Below are 12,395 nucleotides of genomic sequence, written 5' to 3'. Positions count from 1 at the left end.
CTGTTCTACAGCACGATCGTGCTATAGCCGCTAATTACATCAGCGGAATGGTGTAGCTGACGATCAGACGGTTTTCGTCGACATTATTGCTGGCGGCGATATTGCCACGTGCAGTCGCGTTGCGCCATTTCACGTTCAGGTTCTTCAGCGCGCCTTCTTGGAAGGTGTAGCCAATGTCCATGTCGCGCTCCCAGATCTTGCCTTCGGACTGACCTGCGCCACGCTCAACGTTGTCGCCTGTGATGTAGCGAGTCATAAAGGTTAGGCCAGGAATGCCAACCGACGCAAAGTTGAAATCATAGCGAGCTTGCCAAGATTTCATATCCGCAAATGCGAAGTCATTGATCTGGACATAGTTAACCAGGAACGGGTCGGTAAACTCGCCGACATACGCGAAGCCTGTGTCTCCGCTCATCTTCTGATAGCCGAGACCGAAGCTGTGCCCGCTTAGGGCGTAGGTAACCATTGCTCCTAGCGCGCGGTTGTCAACATTCGAAGAGCCATCTTCCGAGGAGCGGGCATAACGCAGATCGGTTTTTAGAGATTGCTTGTCACCAAGTGGCAGCACATGCACCAGGTTGGTCGAGTGTTGCTTATACACTTCTTCCAAATTGCTGTAATAGTAAGAGGCAGTGAGGTCATCGGTCAGCTTATAGCTACCGCCTGCGAACATGAAGTCGTCCACATCGCTGGAGTCGATGCCGGTTTCGCCTACGGCCGCACCTTTGCCGCCGTACGCCAGCGCTTCGTTGTTGGACGAATTGCGATGGTTGGCGCGGTTCAGGTAGCCAGCGTCTAGCGTCAGGCCCTGGATATCTTTAGAGACGATCTGCGCGCCTTGAAAAGTTTGCGGCAGCAAACGAGAGTCGCTCGACGAGATTGCCATGTTCTTCGGTTGCAGGGTGCCGATTTTCAGAACAGTTTCAGACACTTTGGCTTTTGCGGCCAGGCCAAGCATCGAGTAGTCGTCTGCAGATCCGTCGCCGTCGGCAGGCAGCAGCCCAGAACCGGTACGACCGCCGCCCGAATCAAGCTTGACGCCCAGCAGACCGAGTGCATCGACACCGAAACCGACAGTGCCTTCGGTATAACCGGATTCGACGCGCAGCAGGAATCCCTGTGCCCACTCTTCCGCTTTGCTGTTAGAGGTGTTTGGAACTTCGCGGAAATCACGGTTGAAATAGAAGTTACGCAGTTCCAGGCCAGCCTTGGTGTCTTCGATGAAGGCGGCTTGAGCCATGGTTGGGATAGCCAGTGTTGCTCCCAGAGTGGCGAGGGCCACGCCCCGGGCGATGGGGGTCTTGAGCATTTCTTATTTCTCCTCGTTGGATGATGCTCTGAAGTCGCTCTTTACGGCGCCATGCAATAAAACATTACAGAGGTTTTTCAACCTTTAGACTTTAGTCGCCAAGCCCTGCAAGTCAACGTGCTAGACGGTCGCAGCCCTGACGGCCGTTTAAGGCTGTCGGTCGGTCACGCATCGAATATTCACGTCGCATGATCTGGCGATTAAACACTAAAGGGTCAACCGGGCAATCTGCGTCGCCGCGGGTGGCAGCATCCTAGCGTTTTGCTCGGGCAGAGTCGAATGGCCTGAGCATAATCGCCTGGTGAGTGGGGCCGATTTCACATTTTTGACTGCGTGAAGGCGCATTCACGCTTCGTAACTAAGATGGCTAACCACCTCGGCCTTGCTAGAATTTCGACATGAATAATTGCGAGATCGCCAATGTTGCCTGAATGCCAGCTTTTCGGAACTCTGGGTTGCCATCTCTGCGAGCAGGCGGAAGAGGTGCTCATGCCGCTTGTAGAGCATGGTCTGTTAGTGGAATTGATGGATATTGCCGAGCGCTCCGACTGGGTCGAACTCTACGGGCTACGGATACCGGTGCTTCGCCGCGTTGACAATGGTGCAGAATTGGATTGGCCGTTCGAGGCCGAACAAGTAGTGAGCTTTCTGCAGGCTGCCGCAAAGTAGGTCAAATGACATGCATAAAAAAACCGGCTCGTTGGCCGGTTTTTTATGGTCTGCCATTCAATAACAGATCCGCGGGATATGGTCGGAGCGACTGGATTCGAACCAGCGACCTTCTCGTCCCGAACGAGACGCGCTACCAAGCTGCGCTACGCTCCGAAGATGGCGCGCATTCTACAGAAAAAGTTTTGTCGCACAAGACGTTACGCCGGATTTTTTTCACACGCCGTGCTGGCCCGGTGAGACATGCTGAGGCTTGTCGTGCTGTCTGATCCGAAGCCGACAGCACGACGTTCAGACTGATCAGAGTTCGCGAACGGTGCGGACCTGATCCTTGTTCACCTTGCCCGGCTTGCCGTCGAGCTGCTCATATTCATAGAACCCCGATTCGTCGTCGTAATCCGGGCGGTCCAGGGTCTGGATCTCGCGACCGTCGTTCAAGGTGATAACGCTCGGATTGGCGCAACCGGCCAATATGCCGAAGCTCAGCGCAAGAATGAGGGTGGGTAGAGTGCGTGTTTGCATGACGCTGTTCCTTCTGCGAGTAACGATAACCATCGGACGAAGCGCGCTACGATGAAGTTCCCAGCTCTGAACGGCTGGCTTTGAGAAGCTCTGGTGTGTTGAGGTTGGCCAGGCGAGGATCGTCTCTCCTGACTTGCAGTTCACGCGCGCCGAGCTTCAGCAGAATGCGTTGCGGGCTGCGCTCCCCGGCACGCCAGAAGGCGTCTATTTCTGCTCGCATGCTGGTAGGTATGACACAGAACAGCGGCTCCCATTGTTCGCCGCAGCGGAGCATCACGGGTTGGTCGGGCGTGCTGATTGCTGCCGAGTACAGCGAATGCAGCAGAGGACGATCTACAAGGGGGGTATCGCATGGTAGCAGGAGCAGCCAGCGGTGGCTCGCGGCGGCAAGCCCGGCGCGTATCCCTGCGAGCGGGCCAGGAAATCCGTCTTCGTCATCGCTGACCAGGCGGTCGGCATAGCCGGCGTAACGCGCGTGGTTCCGATTGCAAGACAGCAAGAGCTCATCGGTCAGTGGGCGGGCAACGTCATGCAGCCAGGCGATCAGTGGGCGACCTCGCCACTCCAGCAGCCCCTTATCCTGACCGCCCATACGCTGCCCGCGGCCTCCGGCCAGAAGCAGAATGGAGCAGGACTGGAAAGTTGAGTCGGTCATTGGGTGGCTCCTGAAGCGTGCAGTCGGACCGTGCCAGCAATCCTACGCGGCTGTGGCGTCGCTGTCCGTTCGGCAGATACGGACATGCAGCCGTTGCGTCGCTAAACCATCGAGAAATCCTGTTGTCTATCTCCTCCATCCGCTTTCTACAGAGGGCGGGGTGCCGCCTGCTTATTGGCCGAAATACAAGGAGAACAGACAATGCAGGAGAGAAACGTTTGGGTTGATTATGCCAAGGCGATCGGAATCATTCTCGTTGTCTACGGGCATGTCGCGCGGGGCGTCTTCAATGCAGGGCTGCCCATGGATGAGGGTGAATTCGTGCTTGTGGACAGCATCATCTATAGCTTCCACATGCCGTTGTTCTTCTTCCTTTCCGGCTTGTTTTTTTTCGATTCGCTGCAAAAGCGGGGTAGGGGCGGCCTGATCATCAACAAGGTGGATACGATCGTTTATCCATTCATTGTCTGGTCCTTGCTGCAAGGGCTGTTAGAAGTCGTCCTGTCGAATTACACCAATGGCCAGGTCACCTTGACTGAGGTGTTCTCGTTGCTATGGCTGCCGCGTGCCCAGTTCTGGTTCCTTTATGCCCTGTTCCTGGTGTTTCTGGTCTGCACGTTCCTGTATGCGAAAGCCGATCGCCGATACTTTCTACCGTTCGTCGTGCTGTTCGGAGTCCTGTTCGTCTTCCAGCAGGAACTGACGATCAACAACATGACGCGCTTCATCCTGGGGAATACGGTGTTCTTCGCGCTGGGGGTCTGGTTCAACGAAGTGAAGGCTTTTTTCCTGGCACGCTGCACGCAATTAACCGTGTTTTTCGGTGCTTTGTTCATTATCGGCCAGTATCTGTTTCATATCACATTTGGCATGAACTACACCGACGGCGGCCTGCCGGTGCTGGCTCTGGCAACGATATCCATCTTTTTTATGGTCGCGCTTTCGATGTGGCTTGGACAATTCCGTGTCGACTGGTTTCTGTTTATCGGCGCGTCCTCGATGACGATCTACCTCATGCATATCCTGGCCGGGAGCGGCGCGCGGGTGATTCTCAGCAAGTTCCTAGGCATCGACTCGATTGCTGCACATCTCGTGGTCGGCACACTGATTGGGCTCGTTGCTCCGCTGCTGGCTCAGATCGTGATCAATCGTTTCAACCTGCACTTCCTGCTTACTCCGCCAAAGCGAATCTCCGCTTCCCATCTGCGTATGCGCAAGGCCGTGGCGTGATGCGCATCCGCTAGGTCCTCCCGACAGCCGCCAGAAGATACTGGCGGTCAGTCGGGCTCAGGTGCGGGTTCAGCCGCAGCTGACGCGTTCTATGGTCAGATTTGCGTCAGTATTGAGGTTCAGTCTCTGGGAGTTGTACTCCAGTGTAACGACGTCATCGGGCCGAAGTATTCGGGCTACATCGGCACCTGCCTTGTCCCTCGCCTGTTCCAGTAATTCGGGGGTCGCGACCTTGCCGACAAGGCTGCTCACCGCCTCTGAATTGCATTTGCCGTGTTGCTGGGTATTGGCTTGCTGGGCGTTGTCGTCCGGGGTTGCAGTGGTTTGGCACCCACTTGCCAATGCTGCTCCCAGTGCTATCGATGCGAGAAAGCTGATTCGGTACACGAGTTCTCCTTTTGGTCGGTTCGCCGAAGCGCAACTATTATCAGAATTGCGAGCGGGTCAGTAAGGCGATTGAGATAACTGGCAGCTGTATTCGCCTGAAGCCTAAAAAAGAGGCTATGGGCGGGAACCGAAGCGGCGTCATTTCGTCTTATTGCTTGATGGCGCTTTGCAATCCTGGCTGAAGAAAAACAAGGAGTTTCCGCTATGTTTACCTCCCCGTTACTCAAGCGTATCGCTACCGTACTGGCTGCTTTGCATATCCTGTTGGTGGCACAGATTCCCATGGCGCAGGCTGCCATGATCGGAACGCCGGAAGTGGTCGCCGAGCATCAGCAGCAAGTCGACAGACAGCAGTTGCTGACCATGCTGGAAGATCAGGACGTGCAAAAAAAGCTCGAGTCTATGGGCGTTGAGCGTGACCAAGTGGAAAAGCGTATCAACAGTCTGACCGCCGCAGAGCTGGCGCAATTCAACCAGCAGCTTGACCAAGCGCCGGCAGGCGCTGGTGTGGTTGGTGTGATCGTGCTGTTTCTGGTGATCTTCATCATCACCGACATGCTCTGCGCGACCAACATCTTCAACTTCGTCAACTGCATCAACCGTTGAGCCTGCGGTTAGCCCTGCTTGTATTGTTCGGCCTGCTCGGGGCCTGTGCTCGTACGACAGTGACGCTTGTCGACGCCTCGCACCTCCCCGTTCGGGCCGAGTTGGCTGATGTACCGTTCTATCCGCAGGAAGACTTCCAATGCGGGCCCGCTGCGCTGGCCACGATGCTGTCGCAACGGGGAATTGACGCGATGCCCGATGCATTGGTCGAGCAGGTTTACATCCCTCAGCGCAAGGGCAGTCTACAGGTGGAAATGGTGGCTGCTGCTCGCTCCGCCGGGCTGCTGGTCTACCCGCTGCGCCCCCGTCTGGAGGATGTTCTGACCGAGATCGCGTCGGGTAATCCGGTGCTTGTGTTGCAAAACCTAGCATTCGATCGATGGCCGCAGTGGCATTTTGCTGTGGTGGTGGGATTCGATCTTGAGCGGCAGGAGATCATCTTGCGTTCCGGTACCACGGAACGATGGGTTGGTGGATTTCGGGAGTTCGAACGATCCTGGGCCAAAGGCGGCCGTTGGGCTGTGCTCACCCTGACACCAGCTCAGATTCCAGAGACTGCGCAGGAGGCCGTTTGGCTTCGCAGTGCCAGTGATATGGAGGAGGTCGGGCAACGGCGGGGTGCCCGGCAGGCATACGATGCCGCTACGGCGCGCTGGGGGTCAGCGCTGGCGTACTTCGCCTTGGCTAACAGCCAGTACGGTTCGGGTGAGATACACGCTGCGGAGGCATCGTTGCGTGCCAGCGTGCGCGTGGACCAGAGGTTCGCGATCGGTTGGTTCAATCTGTCGCAGGTAATGGCCGAGCAGGGCTGCATCTCGGAGGCCCGGCAGGCTCGAGCCTGTTCGGCCCGACTTGCACCGGGTGATGACCGTCTAAAGGCGCCTTTGCCGGCTGCCGCAGAGCAGGCGGCTCGGCAATGCGCTCCGCCACCGTCGTGCCCGCTGCCTGTTCACTAGAACCCGATTCGGTCGCGCAGACTGTAGTACATGGCGCCGAGAGCGCTGAGCGGCGCCTGGAAGCGCTGACCGCCTGGGAACGGGTAATGCGGCAGGCTGGCGAAAGCATCGAAACGCTCGGCCTGGCCGCTCAGTGCTTCGGCGATCACTTTGCCTGCGACGTGGGTGTAGGTGACGCCGTGACCGCTGCAGCCTTGAGAGTAATAGATGTTGCTTCCCAGCCGCCCGACTTGCGGTAGGCGCGACAGCGTGAGCAGGAAGTTGCCCGTCCAGGCGTAGTCGACTTTCACATTCGCCAGCTGTGGGAATGTTTTTAGCATCTTCGGTCGGATGATCGAGGTGACATCAGCTGGATCTCGCGCACCATAAACGACCCCACCTCCGTAGATGAGGCGCTTGTCTGCCGAGAGTCGATAGTAGTCGAGCAGATAGTTGCAGTCCTCGACGCAGTAATCCTGGGGCAGAAGGCTGCGAGCGAGTTCCTCGTCAAGAGGCTCGGTAGCTATCACCTGGGTTCCGCAAGGCATCGATTTTGCCGCCAGTTCAGGGATCAGGCCGCCTAGGTACGCATTGCCTGCCACCACCACGAACCTAGCGCGAATACTCCCATCAGGCGTGTGCACTACCGGCTGCTCGCCGCGCTCGACGCGGATCGCTGGCGAGTTCTCATAGATGATGCCGCCGAGAGACTCGATCGCCGTAGCTTCTCCCAAGGCCAGATTGAGCGGGTGGATATGGCCGCCTTGTTTATCGAGCATGCCGCCGGCGTAGCGATCAGACGCTACAACCTGCTGGATATCATGCTGGTCCAGCAATTCGAGATGCTGGTAGCCGTATCGCTCCCATAGCGCCTTCTGCGCTTCGAGATGGTGCATCTGCTTCTTGTTGAAAGCAGCAAACACGCCGCCGTCTTTCAGGTCGCACCTGATGTGGTAGCGGGCGACCCGATCGCGGATGATCCTTCCGCCTTCAAATGCCATTTCGCCGATCAGCTTGGCGGCAGGCTCGCTGACGCTGCGCTCAATGCTGTCGAGGTCTCGGCTGTAGCTGTTGACGATTTGCCCGCCGTTGCGACCGGATGCGCCGAAGCCAACCTTCACGGCTTCCAGAACGGTGACGCTGAAGCCCTTCTCGAGCAGGAACAGGGCAGTGGACAGACCGGTGTAACCGGCGCCAATGACGCACACGTCGACCTGATGATGATCAGCTAGCGCGGGGCGAGATGCGGTTTGATTGGCGGTCGCAGCATAGTAGGAAGCTGGATAGTCCTTGTGCGGCATATTGCAATCTCTGTTCTAAATATTTTACGCATGCTAGCGCTTAACCGGCCGCCTTGCCAGGTAGGCCCAGCGATACGTGTGGATTTCCAAATTTTCCAAATATCAGTGAGTTAGCAGAAAAAACTGCTTGACTCTTTTTTTCATCCATTTAGAATGCGCCCCCATCGAAGGCACATAGCTCAGTTGGTTAGAGCACCACCTTGACATGGTGGGGGTCGTTGGTTCGAATCCAATTGTGCCTACCAATTCGAAAAAGGGTCGCGCAAGCGACCCTTTTTTTTGGCTTGCTTGCCAGCGCATCGGTGTTCTGGAAGCATCGCCAGTCGTATTTCCCAGTGACTTCGGTCCGGTCGAGAGTGAGCCTATCAGGTGCCTGCCATTGTGCGGCAGGCCTGCTCGCCGGGTCGCTTTCCTGGCTCATCCCAACCCATGTGGCCTTTGGTACGGGTCACCACTAGGAGAGGAGGCGCCATGCCCACCATTACTCTTCCCGATGGCAGTCAGCGTTCGTTCGATCATCCCGTTACCGTGGCTGAGGTTGCTCAGTCCATTGGCGCCGGCCTTGCGAAGGCAACCCTGGCTGGCAAGGTCGACGGCAAGCTGGTCGACGCCTGTGATTTGATCGAGCGCGATGCTTCGCTGCAGATCATCACGCCGAAGGATGAGGAGGGGTTGGAGATCATTCGCCACTCCTGCGCGCATCTGGTCGGTCATGCGGTAAAGCAGTTGTATCCGAACGCCAAGATGGTAATCGGTCCGGTCATCGATGAGGGTTTCTATTACGACATCGCCATCGATCGTCCCTTTACCCCGGAAGACATGGCGGCCATCGAGAAGCGTATGGCCGAGTTGATCGACAAGGACTACGACGTCATCAAGAAGATGACGCCGCGAGCCGAAGTCATCGAGGTCTTCACGTCGCGAGGTGAGGATTACAAGCTGCGCCTGGTCGACGATATGCCCGACGAGCAGGCGATGGGCCTGTATTACCACGAAGAATATGTGGACATGTGCCGCGGCCCGCACGTGCCGAATACCCGCTTCCTGAAAGCATTCAAACTGACCCGCATTTCCGGTGCGTACTGGCGTGGCGACTCGAAGAACGAACAGCTGCAGCGCATCTACGGCACTGCCTGGGCCGACAAGAAGCAGTTGGCCGCCTATATCCAGCGCATCGAGGAGGCCGAGAAGCGTGACCATCGCCGGATCGGCAAGCAACTCGACCTGTTCCATACTCAGGAAGAAGCCCCTGGTATGGTCTTCTGGCACCCGGCTGGCTGGACGCTCTACCAGAACCTCGAGCAGTACATGCGTCAGGTGCAGCGCGAGAACGGCTATCAGGAGGTGCGCACGCCGCAGGTAGTCGACCGCATCCTCTGGGAGAAGTCCGGACATTGGTCGAACTACGCCGAGAACATGTTTACCACCTCGTCGGAAAACCGCGATTACGCAGTCAAGCCGATGAACTGCCCGTGTCATGTGCAGATCTTCAACCAGGGCCTGAAATCCTACCGCGATCTGCCGCTGCGCATGGCCGAGTTCGGCGCCTGCCACCGCAACGAGCCGTCTGGTGCGCTGCATGGCATCATGCGTGTGCGTGGCTTCACTCAGGATGACGCGCACATCTTCTGCACCGAGGAGCAGGTGAAGAAGGAAGCTGCCGACTTCATCAAGCTGACGCTCAAGGTCTATGCCGATTTCGGTTTCAGCGATATCGCGATGAAGCTTTCGACCCGTCCGGCGAAGCGTGTCGGTTCCGACGAGTTGTGGGATCGCGCCGAAAGTGCGCTGGCCGAAGCGCTCAATGAGTCAGGTCTGGCCTGGGAGTATCAGCCGGGCGAGGGAGCCTTCTATGGGCCGAAGATCGAGTTCACTTTGCGCGATTGCCTGGGTCGCAACTGGCAGTGCGGTACGCTGCAGTACGATCCGAATCTGCCCGAGCGTCTCGATGCCAGCTACGTGGCGGAGGACAACAGCCGTCAGCGTCCGGTGATGCTGCACCGTGCGATCCTCGGGTCGTTCGAGCGGTTCATCGGCATGCTCATCGAGCACTACGCCGGCGCATTCCCTGCGTGGTTGGCACCGACCCAGGCGGTGATCATGAATATCACCGACAAGCAGGCCGCATTTGCCATAGAGGTGGAAAAAACGCTGGTCCAAAGCGGGTTCCGTGCCAAGTGTGACTTGAGAAACGAAAAGATCGGCTTTAAAATCCGCGAGCATACTTTGCTCAAGACACCCTATCTCTTGGTTATCGGGGATCGGGAAGTCGAAACACGATCCGTTGCTGTGCGCTCCCGCGAAGGCGTCGATATGGGCTCCATGCCGCTCGAACAATTCGCCCAGCTGCTTGCACAGGCGGTTTCCCGGCGTGGTCGCCAAGAATCGGAGTAATCATTATTAAGCGTGAAATGAGACAGGATAGACGAGCTCAGCCCAAGGCACCGATCAACGAAAACATCACCGCGCGCGAAGTGCGCCTGATCGGTGTCGATGGCGAGCAGATTGGCATCGTCTCTATTGATGAAGCGTTGCGGGTCGCCGAAGAGGCAAAGCTGGATCTGGTGGAGATTTCCGCTGATGCGAATCCCCCGGTCTGCCGGATCATGGATTACGGCAAGCATCTCTTCGAAAAGAAGAAGCAGGCTGCGGCTGCAAAGAAGAATCAGCACCAGCAACAAATCAAAGAAATCAAGTTTCGTCCAGGGACGGAAGAAGGGGATTACCAGGTAAAGCTACGCAACCTGGTACGTTTCCTTGAAGATGGGGACAAGGCCAAGGTTTCATTGCGATTCCGCGGCCGTGAGATGGCTCACCAGGAGCTGGGGATGGAACTGCTCAAGCGGGTCGAAGCTGACCTCATTGAGATTGGTACCGTCGAACAGCATCCGAAGCTGGAAGGACGCCAGCTGATGATGGTCATCGCTCCCAAGAAGCGTAAGTAACCTCCCGGGCACTGGCAGGCCTGATGGTTAACTGTTGTTATTGAATGCGGAGTACGAACATGCCAAAGATGAAAACCAAAAGTGGTGCTGCGAAGCGCTTCAAAAAGACTGCTAACGGCTTCAAGCACAAGCACGCTTTCAAGAGCCACATCCTGACCAAGATGACCACCAAGCGTAAGCGTCAGCTGCGCGGTTGCTCGCAAGTGCATCCGTCTGACGTTGCAAAAGTGGAGCGCATGCTGCGCGTTCGTTGATCCGGTCAAGACTCAGAGGAATAACTCATGGCTCGTGTTAAGCGTGGCGTCGTTGCCCGTCGCCGTCACAAGAAAATTCTGAAACTCGCCAAAGGCTACTACGGTGCGCGTTCGCGCGTATTCCGCGTTGCCAAGCAGGCGGTAATCAAGGCTGGCCAATACGCCTACCGTGACCGCCGTCAGCGCAAGCGTCAGTTCCGCGCTCTGTGGATCGCCCGTATCAACGCTGGTGCTCGTGTCAACGGTCTGTCCTACAGCCGTCTGATCGCCGGTCTGAAGAAGGCGGCCATCGAGATCGACCGCAAGGTTCTGGCCGATCTGGCAGTGAACGAAAAAGCAGCCTTTGCTGCGATTGTCGAGAAAGCCAAAGCTTCTCTGGCTTAAGCCCCGGCAATCGCGAATCTTCGGGTTCGTTGCAACGTCATCAATAGGGGAAGAGCCTTGTGCTCTTCCCCTATTTCGTATCTGAGAAGGGGCTTTTGCAAAAGGGCGCTTGGCAGTCGGTCGCTACGGGACGATACCAGCGCGGTTCTGCAAGAACCTCTGGAGGTTATGTACATGGAAAATTTGGATGCACTGGTCTCGCAAGCGTTTGAGGCTGTGCAACGAAGTGGAGACATTGCGGCTCTCGAGCAGGTGCGCGTCCAATATCTGGGTAAGAAGGGCGAGCTCACCCAGTTGATGCAAACCTTGGGGAAGCTTTCTGCTGAGGAGCGGCCGCAGGCTGGTGCGCTGATCAATGCCGCCAAGAGCAGTGTTCAGGATGTCCTGAATGCTCGCAAGGCTGACCTAGAGAAGGCTGCTTTGGATGCCAAATTGTCAGCCGAGCGAATCGATGTGACACTGCCTGGGCGCGGACAGGCAAGCGGGGGATTGCATCCAATCTCTCGGGCTTTGGAGCGAATGGAACAAATTTTTAGTCGCATTGGCTATAGCGTTGCCGAGGGTCCTGAAGTTGAGGACGACTATCACAACTTCGAGGCGCTCAACATTCCTAGCCACCATCCCGCACGGGCAATGCACGATACCTTCTATTTCAATGCCAACACGGTTCTTCGTACGCATACGTCCTCGGTACAGGTTCGGACAATGGAGTCGCAGCAGCCGCCGATACGCATTATCTGTCCAGGTCGCGTATATCGGTGTGACTCTGATCAGACGCATTCTCCGATGTTCCATCAGGTCGAAGGCTTGTTGATCGACGAGGGCGTCAGTTTTGCGGACCTCAAAGGCACTATTCAGGCTTTTCTGCGAGAGTTCTTTGAGGCTGATCTTGAGGTGCGTTTCCGTCCTTCATTCTTCCCTTTCACCGAGCCGTCGGCCGAGGTTGATATTCGGCGGGTCATAACCAAGAACGGCGAAACCAAGTCGGATTGGTTGGAGGTTCTGGGTTGTGGGATGGTGCACCCGAACGTGTTGCGAATGTCTGGAATCGACCCGGATAGGTATCAGGGCTTCGCTTTCGGAATGGGTGTCGAGCGGCTTGCAATGTTGCGCTACGGGGTCACGGATCTGCGTATTTTTTTCGACAACGATCTGCGGTTTCTTGAGCAGTTCCGCTAAGAAATGACGCTGTAGTTTC

The 12,395-nt window shown here is 56.7% G+C and carries 14 protein-coding genes and 2 tRNA genes; 10 read left to right on the top strand and 6 right to left on the bottom strand.

What is annotated here, in order from left to right:
* Window positions 1–34: 34 nt before the first annotated feature.
* Window positions 35–1,309: an OprD family porin gene (locus VF716_RS00205; protein WP_125850011.1), complete on the bottom strand. Its 1,275-nt coding sequence runs from the start codon at window positions 1,307–1,309 to the stop codon at window positions 35–37.
* A 420-nt stretch (window positions 1,310–1,729) separates the two neighbouring features.
* Here VF716_RS00205 and VF716_RS00200 point away from each other — a divergent pair, with 420 nt between their 5' ends.
* The gene (locus VF716_RS00200; RefSeq protein ID WP_041771738.1) at window positions 1,730–1,978 is read left to right on the top strand and encodes a glutaredoxin family protein; all 249 of its coding nucleotides are present in this window, start codon (window positions 1,730–1,732) and stop codon (window positions 1,976–1,978) included.
* Window positions 1,979–2,057: 79 nt separating this feature from the next.
* On the opposite strand, the gene VF716_RS00195 is transcribed toward VF716_RS00200, so the two are convergent.
* The 3 genes from VF716_RS00195 to mobA form a co-directional block, all read right to left on the bottom strand.
* A tRNA-Pro gene (locus VF716_RS00195) sits at window positions 2,058–2,134 on the bottom strand.
* Window positions 2,135–2,278: 144 nt separating this feature from the next.
* Complete coding sequence (locus VF716_RS00190; RefSeq protein ID WP_013983005.1) at window positions 2,279–2,500, bottom strand: YgdI/YgdR family lipoprotein; 222 nt, start codon at window positions 2,498–2,500, stop codon at window positions 2,279–2,281.
* A 46-nt stretch (window positions 2,501–2,546) separates the two neighbouring features.
* A complete protein-coding gene (gene mobA / locus VF716_RS00185) occupies window positions 2,547–3,155 on the bottom strand; it encodes a molybdenum cofactor guanylyltransferase MobA (protein ID WP_279642842.1) in 609 nt (202 codons plus the stop codon).
* A 201-nt stretch (window positions 3,156–3,356) separates the two neighbouring features.
* Between mobA and VF716_RS00180 the strand changes: the two genes are divergently transcribed.
* Window positions 3,357–4,385: an acyltransferase family protein gene (locus VF716_RS00180; RefSeq protein WP_440551194.1), complete on the top strand. Its 1,029-nt coding sequence runs from the start codon at window positions 3,357–3,359 to the stop codon at window positions 4,383–4,385.
* Between the two features lie 69 nt (window positions 4,386–4,454).
* On the opposite strand, the gene VF716_RS00175 is transcribed toward VF716_RS00180, so the two are convergent.
* The gene (locus VF716_RS00175; protein ID WP_020308694.1) at window positions 4,455–4,772 is read right to left on the bottom strand and encodes an I78 family peptidase inhibitor; all 318 of its coding nucleotides are present in this window, start codon (window positions 4,770–4,772) and stop codon (window positions 4,455–4,457) included.
* Between the two features lie 204 nt (window positions 4,773–4,976).
* On the opposite strand from VF716_RS00175, the gene VF716_RS00170 reads away from it, so the two are divergent.
* A complete protein-coding gene (locus VF716_RS00170; protein ID WP_011913489.1) occupies window positions 4,977–5,378 on the top strand; it encodes a PA2779 family protein in 402 nt (133 codons plus the stop codon).
* Window positions 5,375–6,334, top strand: a complete 960-nt coding sequence (locus VF716_RS00165; RefSeq protein WP_440551191.1) for a PA2778 family cysteine peptidase — start codon at window positions 5,375–5,377, stop codon at window positions 6,332–6,334. Before VF716_RS00170 ends, VF716_RS00165 begins: the two co-directional genes overlap by 4 nt.
* Here VF716_RS00165 and VF716_RS00160 read toward each other — a convergent pair.
* The gene (locus tag VF716_RS00160; protein WP_440551189.1) at window positions 6,331–7,614 is read right to left on the bottom strand and encodes an NAD(P)/FAD-dependent oxidoreductase; all 1,284 of its coding nucleotides are present in this window, start codon (window positions 7,612–7,614) and stop codon (window positions 6,331–6,333) included. The two genes, VF716_RS00165 and VF716_RS00160, sit on opposite strands and share 4 nt — an antisense overlap.
* A 168-nt stretch (window positions 7,615–7,782) precedes the next feature.
* Between VF716_RS00160 and VF716_RS00155 the strand changes: the two genes are divergently transcribed.
* The 6 genes from VF716_RS00155 (at window position 7,783) to pheS (ending at window position 12,376) form a co-directional block, all read left to right on the top strand.
* Window positions 7,783–7,859 (top strand) — tRNA-Val (locus tag VF716_RS00155).
* Between the two features lie 226 nt (window positions 7,860–8,085).
* Complete coding sequence (thrS, locus tag VF716_RS00150) at window positions 8,086–10,008, top strand: threonine--tRNA ligase (protein WP_053527226.1); 1,923 nt, start codon at window positions 8,086–8,088, stop codon at window positions 10,006–10,008.
* A complete protein-coding gene (gene infC, locus VF716_RS00145) occupies window positions 10,008–10,559 on the top strand; it encodes a translation initiation factor IF-3 (protein ID WP_169918131.1) in 552 nt (183 codons plus the stop codon). Before thrS ends, infC begins: the two co-directional genes overlap by 1 nt.
* 59 nt (window positions 10,560–10,618) lie before the next feature.
* Window positions 10,619–10,813 carry a 50S ribosomal protein L35 gene (gene rpmI, locus VF716_RS00140; protein ID WP_003298367.1) on the top strand — a complete coding sequence of 65 codons (195 nt, stop codon included), beginning with the start codon at window positions 10,619–10,621 and terminating at the stop codon, window positions 10,811–10,813.
* Window positions 10,814–10,840: 27 nt separating this feature from the next.
* A complete protein-coding gene (rplT, locus tag VF716_RS00135; RefSeq protein ID WP_003282569.1) occupies window positions 10,841–11,197 on the top strand; it encodes a 50S ribosomal protein L20 in 357 nt (118 codons plus the stop codon).
* A gap of 174 nt (window positions 11,198–11,371) precedes the next feature.
* Complete coding sequence (pheS, locus tag VF716_RS00130) at window positions 11,372–12,376, top strand: phenylalanine--tRNA ligase subunit alpha (protein ID WP_049325873.1); 1,005 nt, start codon at window positions 11,372–11,374, stop codon at window positions 12,374–12,376.
* The last annotated feature ends 19 nt before the right edge of the window (window positions 12,377–12,395 follow it).

The organism is Stutzerimonas sp. Brlt_14 (genome assembly GCF_051948915.1).
Taxonomy (GTDB): Bacteria; Pseudomonadota; Gammaproteobacteria; order Pseudomonadales; family Pseudomonadaceae; genus Stutzerimonas; species Stutzerimonas stutzeri.
This window is presented reverse-complemented; position numbering and strand designations above follow the sequence as displayed.